Annotated in this window: 19 protein-coding genes and 1 pseudogene; 12 read left to right on the top strand and 8 right to left on the bottom strand. The window is 70.2% G+C overall.

Features of this window, described 5'->3' with window-relative positions; genetic code table 11:
* Positions 1-102: 102 nt before the first annotated feature.
* The 5 genes from KCH87_RS44190 to KCH87_RS44170 all read right to left on the bottom strand — a co-directional run bounded on the left by KCH87_RS44190 (position 103) and on the right by KCH87_RS44170 (position 7,770).
* Positions 103-1,032 carry an alpha/beta fold hydrolase gene (locus tag KCH87_RS44190; RefSeq protein ID WP_210593624.1) on the bottom strand — a complete coding sequence of 310 codons (930 nt, stop codon included), beginning with the start codon at positions 1,030-1,032 and terminating at the stop codon, positions 103-105.
* Positions 1,029-1,517 (bottom strand): phage holin family protein, encoded by a 489-nt coding sequence (locus KCH87_RS44185; protein WP_210593623.1) that lies wholly within the window; start codon positions 1,515-1,517, stop codon positions 1,029-1,031. Before KCH87_RS44185 ends, KCH87_RS44190 begins: the two co-directional genes overlap by 4 nt.
* 99 nt (positions 1,518-1,616) lie before the next feature.
* A complete protein-coding gene (gene nhaA, locus KCH87_RS44180; RefSeq protein ID WP_210593622.1) occupies positions 1,617-3,029 on the bottom strand; it encodes a Na+/H+ antiporter NhaA in 1,413 nt (470 codons plus the stop codon).
* Positions 3,030-3,224: 195 nt separating this feature from the next.
* The gene (gene acs / locus KCH87_RS44175) at positions 3,225-5,183 is read right to left on the bottom strand and encodes an acetate--CoA ligase (RefSeq protein WP_210593621.1); all 1,959 of its coding nucleotides are present in this window, start codon (positions 5,181-5,183) and stop codon (positions 3,225-3,227) included.
* Between the two features lie 202 nt (positions 5,184-5,385).
* Positions 5,386-7,770, bottom strand: coding sequence for a bifunctional SulP family inorganic anion transporter/carbonic anhydrase (locus KCH87_RS44170; RefSeq protein ID WP_210593620.1), 2,385 nt, complete (start codon positions 7,768-7,770; stop codon positions 5,386-5,388).
* Positions 7,771-8,106: 336 nt separating this feature from the next.
* Here KCH87_RS44170 and KCH87_RS44165 point away from each other — a divergent pair, with 336 nt between their 5' ends.
* Positions 8,107-9,381, top strand: a complete 1,275-nt coding sequence (locus tag KCH87_RS44165; protein ID WP_210593619.1) for a hypothetical protein — start codon at positions 8,107-8,109, stop codon at positions 9,379-9,381.
* A 6-nt stretch (positions 9,382-9,387) separates the two neighbouring features.
* On the opposite strand, the gene KCH87_RS44160 is transcribed toward KCH87_RS44165, so the two are convergent.
* Positions 9,388-10,368 (bottom strand): ATP-binding protein, encoded by a 981-nt coding sequence (locus KCH87_RS44160; RefSeq protein ID WP_210593618.1) that lies wholly within the window; start codon positions 10,366-10,368, stop codon positions 9,388-9,390.
* A gap of 101 nt (positions 10,369-10,469) precedes the next feature.
* Here KCH87_RS44160 and KCH87_RS44155 point away from each other — a divergent pair, with 101 nt between their 5' ends.
* Positions 10,470-11,294, top strand: coding sequence for a Fic family protein (locus KCH87_RS44155; protein WP_210593617.1), 825 nt, complete (start codon positions 10,470-10,472; stop codon positions 11,292-11,294).
* A 438-nt stretch (positions 11,295-11,732) separates the two neighbouring features.
* Here the strand turns inward: KCH87_RS44155 and KCH87_RS44150 are convergent, their stop codons facing one another.
* Positions 11,733-12,566: an HAD family phosphatase gene (locus KCH87_RS44150; protein ID WP_210593616.1), complete on the bottom strand. Its 834-nt coding sequence runs from the start codon at positions 12,564-12,566 to the stop codon at positions 11,733-11,735.
* A 631-nt stretch (positions 12,567-13,197) separates the two neighbouring features.
* Here KCH87_RS44150 and ssd point away from each other — a divergent pair.
* The 7 genes and pseudogenes from ssd to KCH87_RS49745 form a co-directional block, all read left to right on the top strand.
* Positions 13,198-14,310 carry a septum site-determining protein Ssd gene (gene ssd, locus KCH87_RS44145; RefSeq protein WP_210593615.1) on the top strand — a complete coding sequence of 371 codons (1,113 nt, stop codon included), beginning with the start codon at positions 13,198-13,200 and terminating at the stop codon, positions 14,308-14,310.
* Positions 14,307-15,497 (top strand): TadA family conjugal transfer-associated ATPase, encoded by a 1,191-nt coding sequence (locus KCH87_RS44140; RefSeq protein ID WP_210593614.1) that lies wholly within the window; start codon positions 14,307-14,309, stop codon positions 15,495-15,497. The genes ssd and KCH87_RS44140 overlap by 4 nt, the downstream gene beginning before the upstream one ends.
* Entirely contained in the window at positions 15,490-16,350 is an 861-nt protein-coding gene (locus tag KCH87_RS44135; RefSeq protein ID WP_210593613.1) for a type II secretion system F family protein, read from the top strand. Before KCH87_RS44140 ends, KCH87_RS44135 begins: the two co-directional genes overlap by 8 nt.
* Before the next feature lie 225 nt (positions 16,351-16,575).
* The gene (locus KCH87_RS44130; RefSeq protein WP_210593612.1) at positions 16,576-17,361 is read left to right on the top strand and encodes a type II secretion system F family protein; all 786 of its coding nucleotides are present in this window, start codon (positions 16,576-16,578) and stop codon (positions 17,359-17,361) included.
* Between the two features lie 72 nt (positions 17,362-17,433).
* Positions 17,434-17,643 carry a DUF4244 domain-containing protein gene (locus KCH87_RS44125; protein WP_210593611.1) on the top strand — a complete coding sequence of 70 codons (210 nt, stop codon included), beginning with the start codon at positions 17,434-17,436 and terminating at the stop codon, positions 17,641-17,643.
* The gene (locus KCH87_RS44120; protein ID WP_210593610.1) at positions 17,630-18,019 is read left to right on the top strand and encodes a TadE family type IV pilus minor pilin; all 390 of its coding nucleotides are present in this window, start codon (positions 17,630-17,632) and stop codon (positions 18,017-18,019) included. Before KCH87_RS44125 ends, KCH87_RS44120 begins: the two co-directional genes overlap by 14 nt.
* A 128-nt stretch (positions 18,020-18,147) precedes the next feature.
* Positions 18,148-18,528: pseudogene (locus tag KCH87_RS49745) on the top strand (Rv3654c family TadE-like protein); the annotation flags it as partial.
* Between the two features lie 40 nt (positions 18,529-18,568).
* On the opposite strand, the gene KCH87_RS44110 reads toward KCH87_RS49745, so the two are convergent.
* Positions 18,569-21,115 carry a DEAD/DEAH box helicase gene (locus tag KCH87_RS44110; protein ID WP_247197728.1) on the bottom strand — a complete coding sequence of 849 codons (2,547 nt, stop codon included), beginning with the start codon at positions 21,113-21,115 and terminating at the stop codon, positions 18,569-18,571.
* 158 nt (positions 21,116-21,273) lie between these two features.
* Between KCH87_RS44110 and bldG the strand changes: the two genes are divergently transcribed.
* The 3 genes from bldG (at position 21,274) to KCH87_RS44095 (ending at position 24,877) form a co-directional block, all read left to right on the top strand.
* Positions 21,274-21,615 (top strand): anti-sigma factor antagonist BldG, encoded by a 342-nt coding sequence (bldG, locus tag KCH87_RS44105; RefSeq protein ID WP_210593608.1) that lies wholly within the window; start codon positions 21,274-21,276, stop codon positions 21,613-21,615.
* A 120-nt stretch (positions 21,616-21,735) separates the two neighbouring features.
* Positions 21,736-22,173, top strand: a complete 438-nt coding sequence (locus KCH87_RS44100; RefSeq protein ID WP_210593607.1) for an ATP-binding protein — start codon at positions 21,736-21,738, stop codon at positions 22,171-22,173.
* 298 nt (positions 22,174-22,471) lie between these two features.
* Positions 22,472-24,877: a sodium-translocating pyrophosphatase gene (locus KCH87_RS44095; protein WP_210593606.1), complete on the top strand. Its 2,406-nt coding sequence runs from the start codon at positions 22,472-22,474 to the stop codon at positions 24,875-24,877.
* The last annotated feature ends 157 nt before the right edge of the window (positions 24,878-25,034 follow it).

Below are 25,034 nucleotides of genomic sequence, written 5' to 3'. Positions count from 1 at the left end.
TCGATAACCGCCCCCACGCCCCCCAATTGGCCTATGCGCCAGGCATTTGGCTGTTCGTAGGACGGTTGTTCCAGACGGCGTACACCGGGCGCAGCAGCACGGTCACCGATCGGGTTCGGGATCCTTCAGCCAGCTGATCAGCTCGGTGGAGAAGGCGACCGGATCCTCCTCATGCGGAAAGTGTCCGAGCCCGTCGAACAGCCGCCAGCGGTACGGCGCTTCGACGTACTCTCCGGACCCGGCCGCGCTGCGCGTGCGCATCACCGGGTCCAGCGAGCCGTGCAGATGCAGCGTCGGCACCCGCACCGGCCGCTTCATCCGCCGGTTGAACTGGACGCCGTCCAGGCGGCCGAGGGACCGGATCATCCACCGGTACGGCTCGATCGAGCAGTGCGCGGTCGACGGGATGCACATCGCCCGCTGGTACGTCTCCACCGCCTTGTCGTCCGGCAGGCTCGGCCCGGACCAGTCCCGCATCAGCCGGGCGACGAGCGCCCCGTCGTCGGCGATGAGCTGGCGCTCCGGGATCCAGGGCCGCTGGAACCCCCAGATGTACGAGCCCGCGGCCGTCTGCCTGACGTCCGAGAGCATCGCGGCCCGCCAGCGCCGCGGATGCGGCATCGAGGTGACCGCGAGCCGCCGTACGAGCTTCGGGCGCATCACGGCGGCCGTCCACGCCATGTACCCGCCGATGTCGTGCCCGACGAGCGCGGCGTCCGGCTCGCCGAGGGACCGTACGACGCCCGTGATGTCGAGGGCGAGGTTGCCCGGGTCGTAGCCCCGGGGCGTACGGTCGCTGCCGCCGACGCCCCGCAGGTCCATCGCGACGGCCCGGAACCCGGCGTCGGCGAGGGCGACCAGCTGGTGCCGCCAGGTCCACCAGAACTGCGGGAAGCCGTGCAGCAGCAGCACAAGCGGCCCGTCGCCCATCTCGGCGATGTGGAAGCGCGCGCCATTGGCGGCCACTTCCCGGTGTGTCCAGGGACCGTCTGGCCGTACGACCGAAAGGGGCTGCGCCGAAGGGTCCGTCATGACGACGAGCGTGCCACAGCTTCGATGGCCTCCGGGACACGGTCCTGCGGCAGTTCGGGACGCGGGTGCGGCTTGGCCTTCTGCAGCACGCCCGCCGTCTCCTTCATGGACGCCGCGACCTTCTGGGGGCCCTTGCTCTTCTTGGTCTTCTTCGCGAAGACGACGCCGATCAGCGCGAGGACGACCGCGACGAGCACGTTCGCCGCGAAGGACAGCAGGAAGCAGATCGCGAGGTTCCAGTCGGTCCAGGTCCGGATGCCGTACGCCAGGGCGAAGTTCAGCATCGGCAGGGAGAACACCAGCACGCCGGCGGCCACCATGAACGCGCCGCCGCTCGTGGCGCCGCGCTTGACGTCCTGCTTGAGCTGCGCCTTGGCCAGCGCGATCTCGTCGTGCACCAGCGCAGACATCTCGGTGGTCGCCGAGGCGAACAGTTGGCCGATGCTGCGTTCGGCGCCGACCGGGCTGCCGTCGGGTGCGCTCATCGCGGTCTCCCTCTTGTGCCTGTCTTCTCTCTTCGACGGTCATTTTGTACCGTCCCGTCAGATCATGCCGGACCGTCGTTCCCGTCGCCTGCCCGCCCGTCACTTCGGCATGCCCGTGCCGTTCTCGGCGGTCATGAGTTCGGCGATCCGGCGGTGCTCGGCGGCCTTGCGGTCGTGGATGTCGGCCATCCGCAGGTGGTACGCCGGGTCGTCCTCCTCGTAGATGTCCGGGATGCCGTCGAGGTCCTCGTCGCGCTCCTCGTCCTCGCACATCTTGCGGTACTTGACGTTCCGTACCTTCAGCAGCACGGTCGCAAGACCCGCCGAGATCAGCGAGCCCATCAGTACGGCGGCCTTGATCTCGCCGGTCAGCACCGCGTCGCCGGCGAAGGCGAGCTCGCCGATCAGCAGCGAGACGGTGAACCCGATCCCGGCCAGGGACGCCACCGCGAACACATCGGGCCAGGCGAGGTCGTCGCTGAGCGACGCCCTGGTGAAACGTGCCGTCAGCCACGTCCCCCCGAAGATGCCGACCGCCTTGCCGACGACCAGCCCGAGGACGACACCGAGCGTCTCCGGCTTGGTGAACACGTCCCCTATCGCGCCCCCGGATATGGAGACACCGGCGCTGAACAGCGCGAACAGCGGGACGGCGAGGCCCGCCGACAGCGGACGTACGAGATGCTCGATGTGCTCACCGGGGGAGTGGTCCTCGTCGGCGTGCGTCGTGCAGCGCAGCATCAGCCCCATCGCGACGCCCGCGATCGTGGCGTGGATGCCGCTGTTGTACATCAGCGCCCAGATGACGAGGGCGAGCGGCACGTAGATGTACCAGCCGCGTACGCCCTTGCGCAGCAGCATCCAGAAGACGAGCAGGCCGATGACGGCGCCGCCGAGCGCGGCGAAGTCGATGGTGTCGGTGAAGAAGACCGCGATGATCAGGATCGCGAACAGGTCGTCGACGACGGCGAGCGTCAGCAGGAAGGCGCGCAGGGCGCTCGGCAGGGACGTACCTATGACCGCGAGCACCGCCAGTGCGAAGGCGATGTCGGTGGCGGTGGGCACGGCCCAGCCCTCAAGCGAGCCGCCGCCGGTGACGTTGGTGAGCACATAGACGAGCGCCGGTACGGCCATGCCGCACAGGGCGGCGACGACGGGAAGGACGGCGGCCTTGGGGTCGCGCAGATCACCGGCGACCAGCTCACGCTTGAGCTCGATGCCGGCGACGAAGAAGAAGACCGCGAGGAGGCCGTCGGCGGCCCAGTGCGCGATCGACAGATTCAGACCGAGCGCCTCGGGGCCGAGGTGGAAGTGACTGACGCGCGCATAGCTGTCGTGCAGCGCAGGTACGTTCGCCCAGATCAAGGCGGATATCGCGGCGGCGAGCAGCAGCACACCGCCGACGGTCTCGGTGCGCAGCGCGTCCGCCACGAAGGTCCGCTCGGGCAGGGACAGACGTCCGAAAACCTTGCGGTTGCTGGCGTTTTCCCTGTTACGGACGGGCGCGGACACGAGGAGACCTCCGGTCGGTGGGCAGGACGGAACACATGCCGACCAGACTTCCCGGCGCACCTTGATTCGTTGTTACGTTCTTGACGCTTTGCTTAGGTTACCTAAGATGCGGCCGGGCTCGTCAGGGGGATCTTCACGTTAAACGCAAAAGGGGCACCCGGCGCGCCTGCCGCCGGGTACCCCTCAGTGCCGTACTCAGTCCTCGCTCGGCGCCGCCGGAAGCTTCGCCTGGATGAGGTCCATGACCGTCGAGTCGGTCAGCGTGGTGACATCACCGAGCTGACGGTTCTCCGCCACGTCCCGCAGCAGACGGCGCATGATCTTGCCGGAGCGGGTCTTCGGCAGCTCCGCGACCGGCAGGATCCGCTTCGGCTTGGCGATGGGGCCGAGGGTGACACCGACGTGATTGCGCAGGTCGGCGACGAGATTCTCGTCCTCGGCGTTCGCCGTCCCGCGCAGGATCACAAAGGCGACGATGGCCTGCCCGGTCGTCTCGTCGGCGGCACCGACCACGGCCGCCTCGGCGACGGAGGGGTGGGACACGAGCGCCGACTCCACCTCGGTCGTGGAGATGTTGTGCCCGGACACGAGCATGACGTCGTCGACCCGCCCGAGCAGCCAGATGTCGCCGTCGTCGTCCTTCTTCGCCCCGTCACCGGCGAAGTACTTGCCCTCGAACCGTGACCAGTACGTGTCCAGGAACCTCTGGTCGTCACCCCAGATGGTGCGCAGCATCGACGGCCACGGCTCGGTCAGGACCAGATAGCCACCGCCGCCGTCGGGGACCTCCCGCGCCTCGTCGTCGACGACGGTCGCGGAGATACCGGGCAGCGGGACCTGCGCGGACCCCGGCTTGGTCTCGGTGACCCCCGGCAGCGGCGAGATCATCATCGCGCCGGTCTCGGTCTGCCACCAGGTGTCGACGATCGGCTTCGCGTCGGCGCCGATGTGCTTGCGGTACCAGATCCAGGCCTCGGGGTTGATGGGCTCACCGACGGAGCCGAGGATGCGCAGACTGCTGAGATCGAACTTCGCGGGGATGTCGTCGCCCCACTTCATGAACGTACGGATCGCGGTCGGCGCCGTGTAGAGGATCGTCACCCCGTACTTCTGCACGATCTCCCACCAGCGCCCCTGGTGCGGGGTGTCCGGCGTGCCCTCGTACATGACCTGCGTCGCGCCGTTCGCCAGCGGACCGTAGACGATGTAGGAGTGCCCGGTGACCCAGCCGACGTCGGCGGTGCACCAGTACACGTCCGTCTCCGGCTTGAGGTCGAAGACGGCGTGGTGGGTGTACGACGTCTGCGTGAGGTAGCCGCCGGAGGTGTGCAGGATGCCCTTCGGCTTACCCGTCGTACCGGACGTGTAGAGGATGAACAGAGGGTGCTCGGCCCCGAAGGCCTCGGGGGTGTGCTCGGTGGACTGCCGGTCGACGATCTCGTGCCACCACACGTCCAGCTCGTCGTTCCAGGCGACCTCCTGGCCGGTACGGCGGACCACGAGCACGTGCTCGACATTGCCCGCCTTGGCGACCGCCTCGTCGACGGCCGGCTTGAGCGCGGCCGGCTTGCCGCGCCGGTAGCCGCCGTCCGAGGTGATGACGACCTTGGCGTCCGCGTCCTGGATCCGGGTCGCGAGCGCGTCCGCCGAGAAACCGCCGAAGACCACGGAGTGCGCGGCGCCGATCCGGGCGCACGCCAGCATCGCGATCGCGGTCTCGGGGATCATCGGCATGTAGACGGCGACCCGGTCGCCCTTCTGCACGCCCAGTTCCAGCAGGGCGCCTGCGGCCTTGGAGACCTCGTCCTTCAGCTCGGCGTAGGTGATCGCGCGGCTGTCACCGGGCTCGCCCTCGAAGTGGATGGCGACGCGATCGCCGTTCCCCGCCTCGACATGCCGGTCGACGCAGTTGTACGCGACGTTCAGCTCGCCGTCCTTGAACCACTTGGCGAACGGCGGATTCGACCAGTCCAGTGTCTCGGTCGGTTCCTTGGCCCAGGTCAGCCGCCTGGCCTGCTCGGCCCAGAAGCCGAGCCTGTCAGCCTTGGCCTGTTCATACGCCTCCGCGGTGACATTGGCGTTCGCGGCCAGGTCGGCGGGGGGTGCGAACCTGCGCTCTTCCTTGAGCAGGTTGGCCAGGCTTTCGTTGCTCACGACATCTCCCTTTCCCAGGGTGTCCGTTGTGTCCCAGGCCACAGCTCATCAGACCGGAGGGCCGAATGACAAGGGCCGACCGGAAATTGGTTTAGACCTGTCTGCGGGTCCCGCCGCGGTCCTTCCGGCGGCCGGGCTCATCCCTTCCCACGGACAGCGGGAGCAGCGAGTTCATTTGGTGTAACGCCTCTCACATCCCTGGTCACGCCGACACGTCCGCCGTACCTACATGGCCGAACACCTCGACCTCGCCCCCCTCGGCGAGCAGGTACGCCTGGGCCTCGCCCACGTGGAAGTACATCCCCTGCAACTCCAGCGAGCCCTCCCGCAGCCTCTGGGTCACCGACTCGTGGGCGCGCAGGTGCTCCAGCTGCTGGACCACATTCGTCAGGCAGAGCTGCTCGACCGCGTCGGCAGGCTTGCGTCCGGCCAGCCGGGCCCACGGCCGGGTGTCGTCGGCCATGCGCTCCAGGCTGGGCAGCCCGTGCCGCAGCCACCGCTTGAGCGGCGTCTGGCCGCCCCCGGACTCGGAGTTGAGCAGCGCCTGCATGGCGCCGCACCCGGAGTGCCCGCACACCGTGATGGACCGCACCTTCAGCACGTCCACCGCGTACTCGATCGCGGCCGCCACCGAGTCGTCCCCGCTCTCCTCCCCGGGCGGCGGCACGAGGTTGCCCACGTTGCGCACCACGAACAGATCGCCCGGACCACTGGAGGTGATCATCGACGTGACCAGTCGTGAGTCGGCGCAGGTGAGGAAGAGCTGAGCCGGCTGCTGCCCCTCGCGCGCCAGCCGGGCCAGCTCGCCCCGCACCAGGGGCGCGGTGTTGCGGTGGAACGTGTTGATGCCACGGGCCAGTTCATGGGTACTGGGCCCGATCTCGCCGGTGTCGGCGAGGCCGGTCGGGTGTCCGTCGGGGGTGACCGCGGACCTCGGGGGTTCGCACTGGTGGTTGCGCCACGGTGTCCAGGGGCGGCAGTGACAGTCGGCGTGCTCACCGGTACCGGTGCCGGCGGGCTCGGTGATCCGGACCCCGACGCGACGGCCGCTCACCTCGACGGTGCCGCCGTGCGCGGTGTGCGAGTTCTGCCAGTCCTGTAGTGACTCGTACGCCGCGTGGTCCATGAAGGAGCCTTCCAACTCGACGACGACCTGGGCCCCTTCGGGCACGCGATGCAGGGCGCGGCTGAGCCGAGGCACCGCGAGGAACGTCAACTGCCCTCGTACATGGACGTGATGGACTCCTTCCTTCTCGTCGTGCGTGATACGGGTGCGGGTGAGGCGGTGCAGGGCGACGGCGACGGCCACGGCGATCCCCAGCGCCACGCCCTCCAGGACGCCGAGAAGCACCACGCCGAGTGTGGTGACGGCGTACACCAGCACTTCTCGGTGGCGGGTCACCGTGCGGATGTGGTGCAGGGACACCATCTGGATGCCGACGGCCATCACCAGGGCGGCGAGTGAGGCGAGCGGGATGAACTCCAGGATCGGGACCATCAGCAGTGCGGCGACTACTACGAAAACGCCGTGCAACATCGTGGAGTTCCGGCTCACGGCACCTGATTGGACATTCGCCACGCTGCGCACGGCCACGCCCGCGACGGGGAGTCCGCCGAGCGTGCCGGAGACGACGTTGGCGGCGCCCTGTCCGAGCAGTTCGCGGTTCAGGTCGGAGCGGCCGACGCGGGCGGTCGGGCCGGGACGGCCGGCCGCCGGATGGGCACGGGAGGCCACCAGCTTGTCCACGGCGACCGCGCCGAGCAGTGACTGCACACTGCACACCAGCGTGGTGGTGAGCACGGCGGCGATCAGGCCGAGCACCGGGCCCTCGGGGAGTCCGGCCAGGGCGTGACTGCGCCAGGACGGCAGGTCGACCTTGGGCAGGGTCAGTCCGGCGAGCGAGGCGATGGCGGTGGCTCCGGCGACGGCCACGAGCGCGGCCGGCACCTTGCGCAGGAGACGGCCGACACGGCCGGGAATGCGGGGCCACAGCAGGAGCATCGCGAGGGTCAGGATGCTCACCGACACCGCGGCCGGATGCAGCTGTGCCAACTGGGCGGGCAGTTCCCGCACGTTGTCGACGACCGAGCTGTGCGGCGTGCCGCCGAGGACGATGTGCAGCTGGGCGACGGCGATGGTGGCGCCGATACCGGCGAGCATGCCGTGCACGATGGCGGGGCTCACGGCGAGCGCGGAACGCGCCACGCGCAGGAGGCCCAGGCCGAGTTGGGCGAGACCGGCCAGGACGGTGATGGCGCAGGTCGTACGCCAGCCGTACCGCTGGATGAGGTCGGCGGTGACCACGGTCAGGCCGGCCGCGGGGCCGCTGACCTGGAGCGGGGCGCCGCCGAGCCATCCGGCGACGAGCCCGCCCACGGCGGCGGCGACGAGGCCGGCCTGGAGCGGCGCGCCGGTGGCGAGGGCGATGCCGAGGGACAGGGGCAGGGCGATCAGGAAGACCGCGATCGAGGCCGACACATCGGGGCCCGCGATACGGAAGCGGCGGCGAGGGGACGGCGGGGGACTGTGGGGCCGGCGCTCGGGCCGGGGGGAATCGGTGGCGCGGGTGGGGACGCAGGCAGACATGTTTCCCGTCTCCTCCGGGGCGGCGCGGTCGCAGATCTGGTGGTCCTCCGCTCAGGGCGGAGGGTCGGGTCGCGGCCGTGGGTCACGGCGTGCAGCGGCGGGATGAAATCAACGTTCGGTAAATGGATCGTAATGGAGAGTAAAGGGCGAGCATAGACTTTCCAGTCAAATGGGTGAATACCTCACTCCCATGAGTGACGTGGGCTTTTTATCGGCTTGTCGTACTAATTCATTCTCGATCCCGTGCGACCTTGGCGGCGCTGTCGGCCCTTCCCGGCACATCACCCGAGAACGACTCATCAGCGTTGGCCTGAGAGAAGGAAAGGTGGGCGGAATATGGCCGCCACCCAGAGGATCGCCACGGGCGCCGTGGTCGCCGCGGCCTGTGCCGCATCGCTAGCCGGTTGCACGACGGGGACCAGTGTTTCCCCAACTCCCGAGCAAGGAGCCCCCGGTCCGCAGAAGGCGGCGCTGCCGCCCAAGAGCGTGGTCCGTCTGATCGGCGACGGCTCCACCTCGTTCACCGGAGCCCAGCCGCATCTGCCCAGACCCGAACGCCTCAAGCCCGGCCGGAAACCACCGCAGTTCGTCGTGTTCTCCTGGGACGGCGCGGGCGAGGACAGCCAGCGGCTGTTCTCCCACTTCCGCAAGGTCGCCAAGAACAACGACGCGACGATGACGTACTTCCTCAGCGGCGTGTACGTGCTGCCCGAGGCGAAGCGCGACCTCTACAGGCCCCCACAACACACGTCCGGCCGCTCCGACATCGGCTTCAACGACGACCGCGGCATCGCCGACACCGTCAAGCAACTGCGCCTGGCGTGGCTGGAGGGCAACGAGATCGGCACCCATTTCAACGGCCACTTCTGCGGCACCGACGGCGGGGTCGGCGAGTGGTCGGTCGAGGAATGGAAGGACGAGATCGCCCAGGCGAAACGGTTCGTGAAGTCCTGGAAGACCAACACCGGTATGAAGAAGGCGGCTTCGCTGCCCTTCGACTACGACAAGGAGCTCATCGGCGCCCGCACCCCCTGTCTGGAGGGCCAGGAGAACTTCATGAAGGCCGCCCGCGAACTGGGCTTCCGCTATGACACCAGCGGCGTCAACGACCAGGTCTGGCCGAAGAAGAAGGAAGGTCTGTGGGACCTGTCGATGCAGCTCGTGCCGTTCCCCGGGCACACCTACGAACAGCTCACCATGGACTACAACTTCATGGTCAACCAGTCCGGCACCACCACCCAGGGGGACCCGGATAAGTACGAGTACTGGGGTGACCAGATGCGCGACGGCCTGCTCAAGGGCTTCTTCCGGGCCTACGACGGCAATCGCGCCCCCCTGATCATCGGCAACCACTTCGAGTCCTGGAACGGCGGCACCTACATGAGGGCCGTCGAGGAGGTCGTCGAGGAGGTGTGCACCAAGTCCGAGGTGCGCTGCGTGTCCTTCCGGCAGCTGGCGGACTGGCTGGACGCCCAGGACCCCAAGACGCTGCGGAAGCTGCGCACCCTGAAGGTCGGCGAGGCCCCGAAGCAGGGCTGGGCGTCCTTCTTGTCCGCCCGTCCGGCTCCGGCCCCGAAGGGCGCGCCCGGGGCGCCGGCGGACCAGCGGTAGAAGCCGTCACGCAAGGGTCGTGACATCCTCGCCCAGCACGAACCCGGGGTCGACCTGCGCCGCCAGGTCGACCCCGAGGCGCTCATTGCCCCACGTCCGGGCGTTCTTCAGATGGAAGTGCACCATCTGCTGCGTATAGCGCTCCCAGTCGCGCCGCTCGTACGTCGCGTCGGCGGCCGTCCGCAGCAGCCGCAGGGCGCGGCGGCTCGCGTCCTCCAGGAACTCGAACCGGGGTGGGCGGCCCTTCTCCATGGCGCGCACCCAGTCCGAGTGACCGACCGACACCAGCAGGTCGTCCCCGACCTCGGCGCGGAGGAAGTCGAGGTCCTCCTGGCCATGCACCTTGTTGCCCACGACCTGGAGGAGGACCCCGAAGTCGGCGGCGTACTCCTTGTACTGGCGATAGACGGAGATCCCCCTCCGGGTCGGCTCGGCGACGAGGAACGTGATGTCGAAGCGGGTGAACAGGCCGGAGGCGAAGGAGTCCGAGCCCGCTGTCATGTCGACCACGACATACTCGTCACGGCCGTCCACCAGGTGGTTCAGGCACAGCTCCACCGCTCCGGTCTTGGAGTGGTAGCAGGCGACCCCCAGGTCGGCGTCCGTGAAGGGGCCCGTGACCATCAAACGGACGGCGCCACCGTCGAGTTCCACCGGCCGGGCGCAGGCGTCGTACACCGGATTGTCCCCGCGGACCCGCAGCAGCCGTGAACCCTCCCCGGGCGGCGTCGTCTTGATCATCGTCTCGGCGGACGTGATGTGGGGGTTGGTGCCGCGCAGATAGTTCTTGATCAGCGGCAGCCGGTCGCCCATCGCGGGCAGCTCGCCCGCGTCCGTCTCGTCCAGGCCGAGCGTGACCCCCAGGTGCTGGTTGATGTCCGCGTCGATCGCGACGACCGGTGCGCCGTCGGCCGCGAGATGACGAATGAAGAGGGAGGACAGCGTCGTCTTGCCACTGCCGCCCTTCCCAACGAAAGCAATTTTCATATTCACAAAGGGTAGTCGGGCGATAGCTGTAGGTGGCAGCCGGGCGTGAAGAAGACCACTCAATCGTGGGGCACGCGCCCGGTGTGGCTAGTGTCGTACTCATGAGTACGACAGGTGCGACCGCCGATCCGCTGGCGGCCCTGGGCTCGCTGCCCGGTGTGGCCGAGTCCGTGGAGTCCGTGCGCAAGGCCGTGGACCGGGTCTACGGCCACCGGATCATGCGGCGTCGCAGCAATGAGATCACCTCCGAAGCGGCACTGCGCGGGGCCCGCGGCTCCGCGGCGCTGTCCGGTGCCGACTGGGCCCTCGAAGAGGTGCGCCGGCGTACCGACTTCAGCGGCGACGACGAGGCCCACAGGGTGGGCGCGGCCCTCAGGCTGACCGCCGAGGCGGGCCAACTCCTGTCCGTCTGGCGGCAGTCGCCCCTGCGTGTGCTGGCCCGGCTGCATCTGGTGGCGGCGGCGAGCAACGCCGACGAGGTCGGGCGGCCCCGACAGCAGGGCGAGCCGGTCGATGAGCCCCTGGTCGAACTGTCGCTGCCGAGCGCGGCGGAGGTGTCCGGGCGACTGGACGGTCTGTCCGAGCTGATCATCGCGGTAAGTTCGGCGCCCGCACTGGTGACGGCCGCGGTCGTGCACGGGGAACTCCTTGCGCTGCGGCCCTTCGCCTCCCACAACGGCCTGGTCGCGCGCACGGCCGCGCGCATCGTCCTGGTGGGCAGCGGTCTCGACCCGAAGTCGGTCTGTCCGGCGGAGGTCGGCCACGCCGAGCTCGGTCGCGCGGCCTATCTGGCGGCGCTCGACGGCTATGTCTCCGGCACTCCGGAGGGCATGGCCACCTGGATCGCCCACTGCGGCAAGGCGGTTGAGCTGGGGGCGCGTGAGTCGACGGCGGTGTGCGAGGCGCTACAGCGTGGAGCGGCGTAGCAGGGGTAGCGGCGGATCGGCGCAGTAGGAGAGCCGCAAGAAATGAGCGCATGAAAAAAGGCCCCGAAAGGGGCCTGACAGGGGTTGCGGCGGTACGAGTCCTCGTACCGCCGCTGGCATGTCCACCGGGTTACCAGGCGTCCTCGAGATATTGCCCATCAGGTCGGGAACTTTGCCCGTCGCCTGGTGCGGCTGGCCCGTAATCGACGGGTCGACGTCGCGTGGGTGCCCGGTGTCCATGCTCGGTCCGTGGGGCCAAATGCGGTATTGAAGGTGATCCTCTCGGATGTCCTTGGTCTCGCGGGCCGTTGACTCCTTTGTACTCCAGGACCTGGGCAAGCGGAAGTGGTGGCTGCACTTCTTTACTTTTAGGTTCAAAGGTGTACTAAACGGTCGACGATATGTGGAAGCACGCGCGCGTGGAGGCAAGGGGGCAGGTCAGGCGACCGCGGCCCGACGTCGGCTGGCGTACCAGACGAGGCCCGCGGTGGCCGCCGCGGCCCCTATGGCGGCCACCGCGACGAGCGCTGGACGCGACGGTACGGAGAGGGTGGGCATCCGCTGCTTGAGCCGGACCGGGCGGTGGAAGTCGAGAATCGGCCACCCGCGCGCGAGCGCTTCACGGCGCAGTGTGCGGTCCGGGTTCACGGCGTGGGGATGGCCGACCGACTTGAGCATGGGCAGGTCGGTCGCCGAGTCGCTGTAGGCGTAGCAGCGCTCGAGGTCGTAACCCTCGGACTCGGCCAGCTCCTTGATCGCCTCGGCCTTGGTCGGGCCGTACGCGTAGTACTCCACCTCGCCGGTGAAGCAGCCGTCGTCGCCCACGACCATCCGGGTCGCGACCACCCGGTCCGCGCCGAGCAGTTCGCCGATGGGCTCTACCACCTCGGCACCCGACGTGGACACGATCACGACGTCCCGCCCCGCCGTGTGGTGCTGCTCGATGAGGGAGGCGGCTTCGTCGTAGATGATCGGGTCGATCAGGTCGTGAAGGGTCTCGGCCACGATCTCCTTCACCTGCTGGACGTTCCAGCCGCGGCACATCGCGGACAGGTACTTGCGCATCCGCTCCATCTGGTCGTGGTCGGCGCCGCCCGCGAGGAAGACGAACTGGGCATATGCGGTACGCAAGGCGGCCCTGCGGTTGATCAGTCCGCCTTGGTAGAACGACTTGCTGAAGGTGAGCGTGCTCGACTTCGCAATGACCGTCTTGTCCAGGTCAAAGAAGGCCGCTGTGCGGGGCAAGGAGTGGTTTTCCACAACCCCGAGCATAGGGGCAGCCCATTCGGCGTAAGCTGGGCGCGTGGGTTTGCCTGAGAAGGCTCTCGGGTACACCATGGAAGTCACGGATCGTTCGCGACCGTGCTAACGCGGTCCGGCTCCTCCCCCCCCGAGTCGGCCGTGAAGACGACCCCCGCTCTCCCCCCCGGCGGGGGTCGTCGCATGTCCGGACGGGTTTTCCCTCACTGCACACGGCCGTAGGGCCATCGCGAGGCGGCTGCGGCCGCCTCTTCGGCATGTCCGTGATCCGTCACTGTGCGTAGTCGTCGGGCTGCTCTGTGGGAGTCGCACAGGGGACAGCACAGGGGTCACCGGTATGGGTGACGGCGATATTCACAACCATCGAGTTGTCCACAGTTATCGACCAAGATCCACACGATTTCCGGGTTCGCTGCACCGTGATTCCAGCGCGCCCCGACCGTGCCGACTTCACGGCTGGTTCCGGTTTCTGGGGCGTGTTTGGCCGGTTCCTATCGGCTGTTCATATGGAGGCCGGTTGCCGGTTCTTCACACGTTTGGGAATCGCGTGGCCCAGGGGCTGCGTGAGAGATGTGTCGCGGGTCCTGTGCGGGCCTGCGGGAGAGATGCGTCGCGGGCTCGGTGCGGGCCCGCGCGAAGGGGGATGGACATCGTGGCCGCAGCCGTCACTCACGATCCGCCGCCCGCCGCCGGAGGGCGACAGGGCGGACCGTTGATCGTCACGGAAGACGCCGACCTGCTGGACGACCTGCTGCGCCTGTGCGCGGCGGCCGGTGCCACACCCGAGGTGCACCACGGGGTGCCGGAGCCCAGAGGGCGCTGGGAGGCCGCGCCGCTCGTCCTCGTCGGAGACGACGCGGCGCGGCGGGTGTACGGGGCCGCGCGCCGAAGGGGGGTCGTGCTCGTCGGCCGGGACCAGGACGACCCCGGAGTCTGGAAGCGGGCCGTCGAGATCGGCGCCGACCACGTCCTGATGCTCCCCGACGGAGAGCAGTGGCTGGTCGACCGCATCGCCGACGTCGCGGAGGGCGTCGGCCGGCCCGCGCTCACCGTGGGCGTCATCGGGGGCCGCGGCGGGGCAGGTGCCTCCACGCTCGCGTGCGCGCTCGCCGTCACCTCCGCGCGGGAGGGGCTGCGCACACTGCTCGTCGACGCCGATCCGCTGGGCGGCGGACTCGATGTCCTCCTTGGTGGCGAGACCGCGGAGGGGCTGCGCTGGCCCGCCTTCGCCGCCTCGCGCGGGCGGGTCGGCGGCGGCGCCCTGGAGGAGTCGCTGCCACGGCTGCACTCGCTGCGGGTGCTCAGCTGGGATCGCGGCGACCGCATCGCCGTCCCGCCGCAGGCCGTACGCGCGGTGCTCGCCGCGGCCCGGCGCCGGGGCGGCACTGTGGTCGTCGATCTGCCCCGCCGCCTGGACGACGGGGTCGCCGAGGTCCTCGCCCAGCTCGACGTCGGGCTGCTCGTGGTGCCCGCCGAGTTGCGCGCGCTCGCGGCCGCCGGGCGGGTTGCCTCCGCCGTCGGCATGGTCCTGCGCGACCTGCGGGTGGCGGTGCGCGGACCGTACGCTCCCGGGCTCGACGACCGCGAGGTGGCCCGGCTGCTCGGACTGCCGCTGGCCGGCGAAGTGCCCGTGGAGTCCGGGCTGCTGCGTTCGCACGAGAGCAAGTCGCCGCCCGGGGCGTCCGGTCGCGGACCGCTGGCGCGGTTCTGCAAGGGGTTCTGGGAGCGGGCGCTGATGGAGGCGAGCGCCGCATGAACACATTCCCCGGGCCACTGCTGGACGGCGTACGGCAGTGGCTGGCCGAGAGCGGTGCCGAGCCGACACCCGCGCGCGTGGCACAGGCGCTGCGGGAGCAGGGGCGGGTGCTCGGCGACGCCGAAGTCCTCGGCGCGGCCCGGCAATTACGCTCCGAGCTGGTCGGCAGCGGCCCGCTGGAACCACTGCTCGCCGACCCCTCGGTGACCGACGTCCTGGTGTCCTCCCCGGACCGGGTGTGGGTCGACCGGGGCGGCGGACTGGAGTTGACGTCGGTCTCCTTCGCCGACGCGGCGGCCGTACGACGTCTTGCGCAGCGTCTGGCCGCGGTGGCCGGGCGGCGGCTGGACGACGCCCGACCGTGGGTCGACGCCCGGCTGCCCGACGGGACACGACTGCATGCGGTGCTGCCTCCGGTCGCCGTGGGCTGTGCGTGTCTGTCCCTCCGGGTCGTACGGCCCCGGGCCTTCACGCTCGACGAACTGGTGACGGCGGGCACGGTTCCACCGGGCGGGGACGGAGTGCTGCGGGCGCTCCTGGAGGCCCGGCTGTCCTTCCTGATCAGCGGCGGGACCGGCAGCGGCAAGACGACGCTGCTGAGCGCACTGCTGGGGCTCGTCGGATCCGGTGAGCGGATCGTGCTCGCCGAGGACTCGGCGGAGCTGCGGCCCGACCATCCGCACGTAGTGCGGTTGGAGACCCGGCCCGCCAACCAGGAGGGCGCGGGACTCGTCACCCTCGAGAACCTCGTACGGCAAGCCCTGCGGATGCGGCCCGACCGGCTCGTCGTGGGGGAGGTTCGCGGGCCCGAAGTGGTCCATTTGCTGGCCGCGCTGAACACGGGCCATGAGGGCGGCTGCGGGACCGTCCACGCCAACGCGGCCGCGGACGTGCCGGCCCGGCTGGAGGCGCTCGGCACGGCGGCCGGGCTCGACCGGGCCGCCCTGCACAGCCAGTTGGCGGCCGCTCTGTCGGTCGTACTGCACCTCGTGCGTGACCGGGCCGGGCGGCGGCGGATCGCGGAGGTGCATGTGCTGGAGCGGGATCCGTCCGGGCTGGTGCGGACGGTGCCGGCGCTGCGGTGGGGCGAGGAGGCGTTTGTGCGGGAGCGGGGGTGGGGGCGGTTGCGGGAGTTGCTGGGGGACGCGTGCGGTGCCTGGGAACGGAGGGGTGATCGGGATGGGTGAACTGTCGGCGGGAGCCGCCGTGGTGTGTGTCGGGGCGGCGGTCTGGCTGATGGGCGGATGGCACTCCGGGGCACGGCGGGCGCAGTTGCTGCTCGCGGGCGGCGGGGTGGTGGGGACCGGGCCGCCCGCGTGGCGGGACGCGGTCGGTCGGCTGCGGCGGATCCGCGGGAAGCTGCGGGTCGAGTGGTGGGCGCCGGCCGCCGGGCTGGTGCTGGCGGTGCTGGGCGAGTCGGTGCTGCCGGTTGTCGCGGGGGCGGCCGGAGTGCCCTTGCTACGGCGGCTGCGGCTGGCCGGGGAGGCGCGGAGGGCGCGGGAGCGGCGCGCGGACGCGGTGATCGCGTTGTGCGCGGCGCTTGCCGGGGAGGTGCGGGCCGGACGGCAGCCGGGTGAGGCGCTGCTGTGTGCGGCACGCGACTCCGGCGGGCTCGGGGCGGCTCAGGCGGCGGTGCTGGCGGCGGCGAGATTCGGCGGGGACGTGCCGGGTGCGCTCGCGGGCGTGGCACGACAGCCGGGGGCCGAGGGGCTGCGGGGACTCGCGGCCTGCTGGCGGGTGGCCGTGGACCAGGGCGCGGGGCTCGCGGCCGGGCTCGACCGGCTTGAGGCGGCCCTGCGCGCGGAGCGGGACCAACGGGCCGACCTGCGTGCCCAGTTGGCCGGCGCCCGCTCCACGGCGGTGATGCTCGCCGCGCTCCCGGCCTTCGGCCTCACCCTCGGCACGGCCCTCGGCGCCGACCCACTGCACGTCCTGCTGCACACCGGAGCGGGGTTCGGGTGCCTGGTGGTCGGCGGGCTGCTGGAGGTGGTGGGGGTGTGGTGGGTTGCTCGGATTGTGCGGGGGGCCGAGGCGGTGTGAGGGCGGGGCGGGGCTGCCTGGTGATCGATGAAGTCGGAGGCGGCGGAGGTGCGGTCGATTGCACGGATCGTGCCGGGCGCGGAGGCGATGTGAGGGAGCGGGAGCAGCGGGCTCGGTCTCGGGAGCAGCGGGCTCGGTATCGGGTGCGGTGGTCGGTGGTCGGCGGCGGCAGACGGTGCCTGGCGCTCGTGGGGTGGTCGGTCGTGATCGGGAGAAGGAGGCGAAGTGGGCGCGGAAGTTTTCCACAGGGTGGGGGCGGTTCTGGGGGCCGTGCTGGTGCTCGGGTGGGTCGTGCGGTGGGTTGGGGCGGTACGGCGTGAGCGGAGGGTGCGGCAGCGGGTTGCCGAGTTGCTGGGCTTGGAGGTGGCGTCGGCCGGGGTGCGCGTCGATCTGCGGGACGTCGTGCGGCGGTGGGCGCCGGAGGTGGGGATCCTGGGCGCCGGGTGGGCTGTCGTCGGAGGAATCGCCGGGGTCGCGGTGGGTCTGGTGGGTGCGGTCGGGCTGTGGCGGTGGCGGCGTCGGCGGTTGAACGCCGGGCCGGCCGAGGGATTCGACGCCGGTGAGGCGGCGCGGCAACTTCCGCTCGCGGCCGATCTGCTGGCTGCCTGCATCGCCGCGGGCGCCGGTCCGGTGATCGCCGCGCAGGCCGTGGGTGAGGCCCTGGGAGGTCCTGTGGGGGAGGGGTTGGCCCGCGGTGCCGCAGAGGTACGGCTCGGCGGTGAACCCGGTGCGGCCTGGCGGAGGCTGGCCTCCATGCCGGGGGCCGGGGCGCTGGCGCGGCTGTTGGAACGGGCCGACGTGTCCGGGATCCCCGCGGCCGGACCGGTCGCCCACCTGGCCGCTCAGGCCCGCGCCGACTGGACCCGCACCGCGACCGCACGGGCCAGACGGGCGGCCGTCATGGTCACCGTTCCGGTGGGGCTGTGCTTTCTGCCGGCGTTCATCGCGGTCGGCGTGCTGCCCGTGGTGATCGGGCTCGCGGACGGGGCGCTGGGAGGGGGTGGTGGATGACGGCACGGCGCTGGTGAACGACGTACGACGAACAGCGAGAGATCAACAGGGCTGAACCTCACGGGGGTTGAGATGTACAAGGCGGTATGGGCGCGGCTGCGTGCCCTGATGTGCGGGGCGCGGCTGGCGCGGAGGGACGCGGGGATGGTCACCTCCGAGTACGCGATGGGGATCGTCGCGGCGGTGGCGTTCGCGGTGGTCCTCTACAAGGTGGTCACGAGCGGGCAGGTCAACGCGGAACTTCAGGCCATCGTGAAACGGGCGCTCGATGCGCGGATGTGACGGGCGACTGCGCCCCGGATGCGCGCGGGAGGCGGACCGGGGGTTCGTGACGGCGGAGTCGGCTGTGGTGCTGCCAGTGCTGGTGATGTTCGCGATGGCGTTGGTGTGGGGGCTGCTCGTCGTGGGCGCCCAGATCCAGTGTGTCGACGCGGCCAGGACGGGTGCCCGCGCGGCGGCCCGACAGGACCCGGCCGACGCGGTCGTGGAGGTGACCCGAGAGGCGGCACCCCGCGGCGCGCAGGTCACGCTCAGCAGGGAGGGCGACCAGGTCCGTGTGGTGGTCGTGGCCAAGCCACCGGTGCTGGACGGGCTGCCTTTCGAAGTACGGGAGGAGGCCGTGGCATCGGCGGAGGACAGTGGGGAGGCGGGGAGTTGAGGGGCGGGAGCTGGGCCTCGGGCGGTGGAGCAGCCGTCGACGGCCGCTCTGGGCGGGGCTGGGCCGCCGCGAGGTGCTCTGATCGGGGCTCCGGTGGCGTGCGGTGGTTCGGCCGAGGTTCCAGCGTCATGCGGTGGCCCGGTCGAGGTTCCAGCGTCATGCGGCCCGATCGAGGTTCCCGCGTCGTGCGGTGGTCTGGCCGAGGTTGCGACTTCGTGCGCTGCTCCAGTCGGCGTTCCGCCCTGGTCCGGTGCTCCGATCGAGGTTCCGCCACGGTCTGGAGCGTTGGTGCCATCGCCGTGCTCTGCGTGGTGTTCGGCGTCGTACTCGCCCTGGGGCAGGCTGTCGTGGCCCGGCACAGTGCGGCGGGCGCCGCGGACCTTGCCGCGCTGGCGGCGGCCGACCACTGGGCGGAGGGCGGCGCCGCGGCCTGCGTCCGGGCGGACCGGGTGGCGAGAGCACAGGGCACGCGGCTTGTGCGGTGCGCTGTCGTGGGCGAGATCTCGGACGTGACGGCGAGATCGGGACGGGGCCCGTTTGCGGCGGAGGTCAGGGCGCGGGCGGGGCCTGCGGGGGCGGTCCCACAGGATCCTGGACCGGCTCTTGGGCAGACCTTTGGGCCGGATGCTGGACCGGCCCTTGGACCGGATGCTGGGTCGGCTCCCGGACCGGCCGCCCTTGGACCGGATCCAGTACCGGCTCCGTCCCCGGCTCCTCGTCCGCCTTCTCCTCAGGAGCCCCTCGCAGCAACACCGTGAGCAGCCGCACAGCCCCCCTCTTGTGCAACGGATCGTTCCCGTTTCCGCACTTGGGGGACTGGATGCAGGACGGACACCCGGCGTCGCACTCGCAGGAGGCGATGGCCTGTCGGGTGGCCGTCAGCCAGGAGCGGGCCGTGTGGAAGGCGCGCTCCGCGAAGCCCGCGCCGCCCGGGTGGCCGTCGTAGACGAAGACCGTCGGCAGGAGGGTGTCCGGGTGCAGCGGGACGGAGACGCCGCCGATGTCCCAGCGGTCGCAGGTCGCGAAGAGGGGCAGCATGCCGATCGACGCGTGCTCGGCGGCGTGCAGGGCGCCGCCGAGGATCTCCGGGTTGATCCGGGCGGCGTCCAGCTGGTCCTCGGTGACCGTCCACCACACGGCACGCGTGCGCAGCGTACGAGGAGGGAGGTCGAGCTTCGTCTCGCCCAGCACTTCACCGGTGATGACACGTCGACGCAGGAAGGAGACGACTTGGTTGGTGACCTCCACGGAGCCGTAGCAGAGACGGCCGTCGCCCCAGGGGATCTCGACGTCCGTCTCCAGGACGGAGATCGACGTCGTGTCGCGGGCGACCGTGGCGTACGGCGGGTTGGCCTCCTCGACCAGGGCCACGGAGTCCTCCAGGTCCAGCGAGCGGACCAGGTAGGTACGGCCCTGGTGGAGGTGGACCGCGCCTTCGTGCACCGTCGTGTGCGCGGCACCCGCGTCCACCGTGCCGAGCAGCCGTCCCGTGCCGGACTCGACGACCTGCACCGGCTGACCGCCGCCACCCCGGATGTCGGTCAGGTCGGCGGCCCGTTCCCGGCGGGTCCAGTGCCACGCCTTGGTCCGGCGGCGCAGCAGCTTCGCGGCCTCCAGTTGCGGCAGCAGGCCCTCCGTCTCCGGGCCGAACAGTTCCAAGTCGTCTTCCGTCAGCGGCAGTTCCGCCGCGGCCGCGCACAGGTGCGGGGCCAGGACATACGGGTTGTCCGGGTCGAGGACGGTCGACTCGACCGGCTGGTCGAACAGGGCCTCGGGGTGGTGGACGAGGAACGTGTCCAGGGGGTCGTCGCGGGCGACCAGGATGGCGAGGGCCCCTTGCCCCGATCGGCCCGCCCGGCCCGCCTGTTGCCACAGGGAGGCGCGCGTGCCCGGGTAGCCGGCGATGACGACCGCGTCCAACCCGGAGACGTCGATGCCGAGTTCGAGGGCGGTGGTCGCGGCGAGGCCGAGGAGTTCGCCGGAGTGCAGGGCCTGTTCGAGGGCTCGGCGTTCCTCGGGGAGGTAGCCGCCGCGATAGGCGGCCACCCGCCGGGCGAGGGTCCGGTCGACCTCGGCCAGCCGTTCCTGGGCGATCACCGAGATCAGCTCGGCGCCGCGCCGGGAGCGTACGAAGGCGACCGTGCGCACGCCCTGGACGGCGAGGTCGGTCAGCAGGTCGGCCGTCTCGGCGGTGGCGGTACGGCGGACCGGTGCGCCCTTCTCGCCCTGGAGCTCGGTGAGCGGGGGCTCCCACAGGGCAAACACCAGTTCGCCGCGTGGCGAGGCGTCGTCGGCGACCTCGACCACCGGGAGGCCGGTGAGGCGACGGGCGGCGACCGAGGGCTCGGCGGCGGTCGCGGAGGCCAGCAGGAACACGGGCGAGGCACCGTAGCGCGCGCACAGGCGGCGCAGTCGGCGCAGTACCTGGGCGACGTGGGAGCCGAAGACGCCGCGGTAGGTGTGGCACTCGTCGATGACGACGTACTTCAGCGACTTCAGGAAGGAGGACCAGCGGGCGTGGGACGGGAGTATGCCGCGATGCAGCATGTCCGGGTTGGTGAGGACGTAGTTGGCGTACTGGCGGATCCACTCGCGTTCCTCGAACGGGGTGTCGCCGTCGTAGACCGCGGGTCGGACCGAATTGCCCAGTGGTTGTGAAAGTTCCTTCACAGATCGCCACTGATCCGCCGCCAGAGCCTTCGTGGGAGCCAGGTAGAGCGCGGTGGTGCCGCGGCCGTTCGGCGCCTCGGACCCGTCCAGGAGGGTCGACAGGACGGGGGTCAGATAGGCCAGGGACTTGCCGGACGCGGTGCCGGTGGCGACGACCACCGAGTCGCCGTCCAGGGCGTGCTCGGCCGCGCTGGCCTGGTGGGCCCAGGGATGCTCGATGCCCGCCGCCTGCACGGCCGCGATGACCTCGGCACGGATCCGATCGGGCCAGACGGCATGGCGACCCTCGCGCGGGGGCAAGTGCTCCGTATGAGTGATGCGCGAAGCCCGGCTCGGCCCCGCGGCGAGCCGGTCCAGGACCGTGCTGGGCGAGAGGCCGGAGGCGGGGTCCGTCGGGGGTCGATCGGATCGGTGATTCTTGGCCATCGGCACCGAGTGTGTCACTGGCGTGACGGACAATGGGACCAAGGCGTCGTGCACGCCTGCCGTAAGTGATTGAATGCCATCGCGGCTGGCGAACCGTCCCGGGCCCTGCCGAGGTGACCTGAGGGGCGACCGCTCGATAGCAAGGTGCTGGAGGATCCGTGGACCTGTCCCTGTCGACCGAGACCATCGGCGATCGCACGATCGTCAAGGTCGGTGGCGAAATCGACGTTTATACCGCGCCCAAGCTGCGCGAGCAGCTCGTCGAGCTGGTGAACGACGGGAGTTTTCACCTCGTCGTCGACATGGAGGGCGTGGACTTCCTCGACTCCACCGGTCTCGGCGTGCTGGTCGGCGGCCTGAAGCGTGTGCGTGCCCATGAGGGCTCGTTGCGCCTGGTCTGCAACCAGGAGCGCATTTTGAAGATCTTCCGCATCACCGGTCTCACCAAGGTGTTCCCCATTCACACCTCGGTCGAGGAAGCGGTGGCGGCCACCGACTGACCACCGGACCCGGGCCAGTGATCAGTCGTCCGTGCCCGGGACGGAAGAAGTTCATCAGGGGGTCCGGGCTTTCGGCAGCCCGGTCCCCCGACAGCACGCCCGAAGTTCCGAGGGGGATGCATGGCCACCGTTGAACTCCGCTTCAGCGCGCTGCCCGAGCACGTCAGGACCGCCCGACTGGTGGCGGCAGCGGTGGCGCGCAGGGCCGGAGTGGACGAGGCCGTCCTCGACGAGGTCAGACTCGCTGTCGGCGAGGCCTGTACCCGAGCCGTCGGACTGCACCAGAGCGGCGGCATCACGGCGCCGGTGAAGGTGCTGCTGATCGAGGAGGAGAAACAGTTCTCCATCGAGGTCGGCGACGAGGCACCGCGTTCTGCTCCCGGGGACCGCGCGCCGGGCGGCGCCGCCGAGGACCCCGACGCGGAGACCGAGGAGGACGAGATGGGCCTCGCGGTCATCAGCGGCCTCGTCGACGATGTGGAGGTCACCGCCGGCGAGCACGGCGGGCTGATCCGTATGACCTGGCCGACCACACCGCCGACCGTGGCGCTCGGCTGAGTTGTCCCACGCTTCACCACCAAGGGCCCTGCTGAGCAGGGCCCTTGGTGTTTTCCGGCACAGCGCCGGGCAATTCGTGAAGGAATTCACGATCAATGATCCGATAATTCGATCAAGGGGCAATGTGGGCGTCAATGCCTTTGAGGCATTACCACTTTCGGGTTCTGTGACGTGACGTCGATCATTTGCTGAAGAGCATGTGAAGGCTAATTCCGTTTACCGCCCACTGTTTTGATCAGGTCCGGGTACCTAGAATCCGTCCACATCTTGAGCTCAGCACAGGCGTCAAGGAGGACGAATGGCGGGGCTTTCTACCCCTCATCAGTTTGACCAACCCACAACCTTCGCAGCCGCAGTCCTGACCGACGACAACCGCATCCTCGTGATGATCATCGGTCTCGTCGCGCTCGCGGCTCTCGTGGTCGCAGGCGTCCTGGTCCGCCAGGTGCTCGCGGCGGGCGAAGGCACCGACAGCATGAAGGAGATCGCAAAAGCCATCCAGGAGGGCGCGAACGCCTATCTGGCACGGCAGCTGCGCACGCTCGGCGTTTTCGCCGTCATCGTGTTCTTCCTGCTCATGCTGCTGCCCGCGGACGACTGGAATCAGCGCGCCGGCCGATCGGCGTTCTTCTTGATCGGCGCCGCGTTCTCGGCGGCCACCGGTTATATCGGCATGTGGCTCGCTGTACGGAGCAATGTGCGAGTCGCCGCCGCCGCGCGCGAGGCGACCCCCGCGGAGGGGGAGCCGGAAAAGGATCTCACCGCCGTCTCGCACAAAGCCATGAAGATCGCTTTCCGCACGGGCGGCGTCGTCGGCATGTTCACGGTGGGGCTCGGTCTGCTGGGCGCCTCCTGTGTGGTGCTGGTGTACGCGGCCGACGCACCGAAGGTGCTCGAAGGCTTCGGCCTCGGGGCCGCCCTGATCGCCATGTTCATGCGAGTCGGCGGCGGCATCTTCACCAAGGCCGCCGACGTCGGCGCCGACCTGGTCGGCAAGGTCGAGCAGGGCATTCCGGAGGACGATCCGCGCAATGCCGCGACCATCGCCGACAATGTGGGCGACAACGTCGGCGACTGCGCGGGCATGGCTGCCGACCTGTTCGAGTCGTACGCCGTGACGCTCGTCGCCGCGCTGATCCTCGGTATGGCCGCCTTCGGCGATGCCGGGCTCGGCTTCCCGCTGCTCGTGCCCGCGATCGGCGTGATCACCGCGATGATCGGCATCTTCGCGGTGGCGCCGAAGCGTTCCGACCGCAGCGGCATGTCCGCGATCAACCGCGGGTTCTTCATCTCCGCGGTGATCTCGCTCGCGCTGGTCGCGATCGCGGTCTACGTCTATCTGCCGTCCTCGTACGCCGATCTCGACGGCGTCACCGACGCGGCGATCCAGGCCAAGAGCGGCGATCCGCGGATCCTCGCGCTGGTCGCGGTGGGGATCGGCATCGTGCTCGCCGCTGTGATCCAGCAGCTGACGGGCTACTTCACCGAGACGAACCGCCGTCCGGTGCGGGACATCGGCAAGAGCTCGCTGACCGGCCCGGCCACCGTTGTCCTCGCCGGTATCTCCCTCGGCCTCGAATCAGCCGTCTACACCGCCCTGTTGATCGGCCTCGGCGTGTACGGGGCCTTCCTGCTCGGCGGTACGTCGATCATGCTGGCGCTGTTCGCGGTGGCGCTGGCCGGGACCGGCCTGCTCACCACGGTCGGCGTGATCGTCGCGATGGACACCTTCGGGCCGGTCTCCGACAACGCCCAGGGCATCGCCGAGATGTCCGGCGACGTCGAGGGCGCGGGCGCCCAGGTGCTCACGGACCTGGACGCGGTCGGCAACACCACCAAGGCCATCACCAAGGGCATCGCGATCGCCACCGCCGTACTCGCGGCGTCGGCGCTCTTCGGGTCGTACCGTGACGCGATCACGACCGGCGCGCGGGACGTCGGCGAGAAACTGACCGGCGAGGGGGCGCCGATGACCCTGATGATGGACATCTCGCAGCCCAACAACCTCGTCGGCCTCATTGCGGGCGCGGCGGTCGTCTTCCTGTTCTCGGGACTGGCGATCAACGCGGTCTCGCGGTCGGCGGGGGCCGTGGTGTACGAGGTGCGACGGCAGTTCCGTGAGCGGCCCGGGATCATGGACTACACCGAGAAGCCCGAATACGGCAAGGTCGTCGACATCTGCACCAGGGACGCCCTCAGGGAGCTCACGACGCCCGGCCTGCTGGCCGTCATGGCACCCATCGCCATCGGGTTCACGCTCGGCGTCGGCGCCCTCGGCTCGTTCCTCGCGGGAGCGATCGGCACCGGCACGCTGATGGCGGTGTTCCTCGCCAACTCCGGCGGTGCCTGGGACAACGCCAAGAAGCTCGTCGAGGACGGTCACCACGGAGGCAAGGGCAGTGAGGCCCACGCCGCCACGGTGATCGGCGACACGGTCGGCGACCCCTTCAAGGACACCGCAGGTCCCGCGATCAACCCGCTGCTGAAGGTCATGAACCTGGTGGCGCTGCTGATCGCACCCGCGGTGATCAAGTTCAGCTACGGCGAGGACAAGAGCGTCGGCGTCCGCATCACGATCGCGGTGCTCTCGCTCCTTGTGATCGTCGGCGCGGTCTACGTCTCCAAGCGGCGCGGCATCGCCGTAGGTGACGAAGGCAACGCCGAGCGGGTGGCCAAACCGGCCGATCCTGCGGTGGTTTCGTAGACGGTCTTACGACGCCCAGCTCACGGGGCGGGCCCGGGCGCGGCGCTCCCCCCGCGCCCCCCCCCCCCCCGCGCGCCCTACCCCCGCGGCCCGGCCCCCTCCTCCCCCCGGGTGACCACCTCACACACGGTTCGTGCGGCCTCCTCTCGTGGGTCTG

The organism is Streptomyces sp. GESEQ-35 (assembly GCF_017948485.1).
Lineage (GTDB): Bacteria > Actinomycetota > Actinomycetes > Streptomycetales > Streptomycetaceae > Streptomyces.
Note: the sequence above shows the minus strand (reverse complement) of the source record. Positions and strands in the feature narration are given on the sequence as shown.

Coding starts and splice junctions, on each gene's coding strand:
- KCH87_RS44185 (WP_210593623.1), bottom strand. CDS start 1,517: ATGAGCGCACCCGACGGCAGCCCGGTCGGCGCCGAACGCAGCATCGGC.
- KCH87_RS44160 (WP_210593618.1), bottom strand. CDS start 10,368: ATGAAAATTGCTTTCGTTGGGAAGGGCGGCAGTGGCAAGACGACGCTG.
- ssd (WP_210593615.1), top strand. CDS start 13,198: ATGGACATCGTGGCCGCAGCCGTCACTCACGATCCGCCGCCCGCCGCC.
- KCH87_RS44120 (WP_210593610.1), top strand. CDS start 17,630: ATGCGCGGATGTGACGGGCGACTGCGCCCCGGATGCGCGCGGGAGGCG.
- KCH87_RS44190 (WP_210593624.1), bottom strand. CDS start 1,032: ATGACGGACCCTTCGGCGCAGCCCCTTTCGGTCGTACGGCCAGACGGT.
- KCH87_RS44100 (WP_210593607.1), top strand. CDS start 21,736: ATGGCCACCGTTGAACTCCGCTTCAGCGCGCTGCCCGAGCACGTCAGG.
- KCH87_RS44135 (WP_210593613.1), top strand. CDS start 15,490: ATGGGTGAACTGTCGGCGGGAGCCGCCGTGGTGTGTGTCGGGGCGGCG.
- KCH87_RS44150 (WP_210593616.1), bottom strand. CDS start 12,566: ATGCTCGGGGTTGTGGAAAACCACTCCTTGCCCCGCACAGCGGCCTTC.
- KCH87_RS44165 (WP_210593619.1), top strand. CDS start 8,107: ATGGCCGCCACCCAGAGGATCGCCACGGGCGCCGTGGTCGCCGCGGCC.
- KCH87_RS44110 (WP_247197728.1), bottom strand. CDS start 21,115: ATGGCCAAGAATCACCGATCCGATCGACCCCCGACGGACCCCGCCTCC.
- KCH87_RS44155 (WP_210593617.1), top strand. CDS start 10,470: ATGAGTACGACAGGTGCGACCGCCGATCCGCTGGCGGCCCTGGGCTCG.
- KCH87_RS44095 (WP_210593606.1), top strand. CDS start 22,472: ATGGCGGGGCTTTCTACCCCTCATCAGTTTGACCAACCCACAACCTTC.
- KCH87_RS44140 (WP_210593614.1), top strand. CDS start 14,307: ATGAACACATTCCCCGGGCCACTGCTGGACGGCGTACGGCAGTGGCTG.
- KCH87_RS44170 (WP_210593620.1), bottom strand. CDS start 7,770: ATGTCTGCCTGCGTCCCCACCCGCGCCACCGATTCCCCCCGGCCCGAG.
- KCH87_RS44125 (WP_210593611.1), top strand. CDS start 17,434: ATGTACAAGGCGGTATGGGCGCGGCTGCGTGCCCTGATGTGCGGGGCG.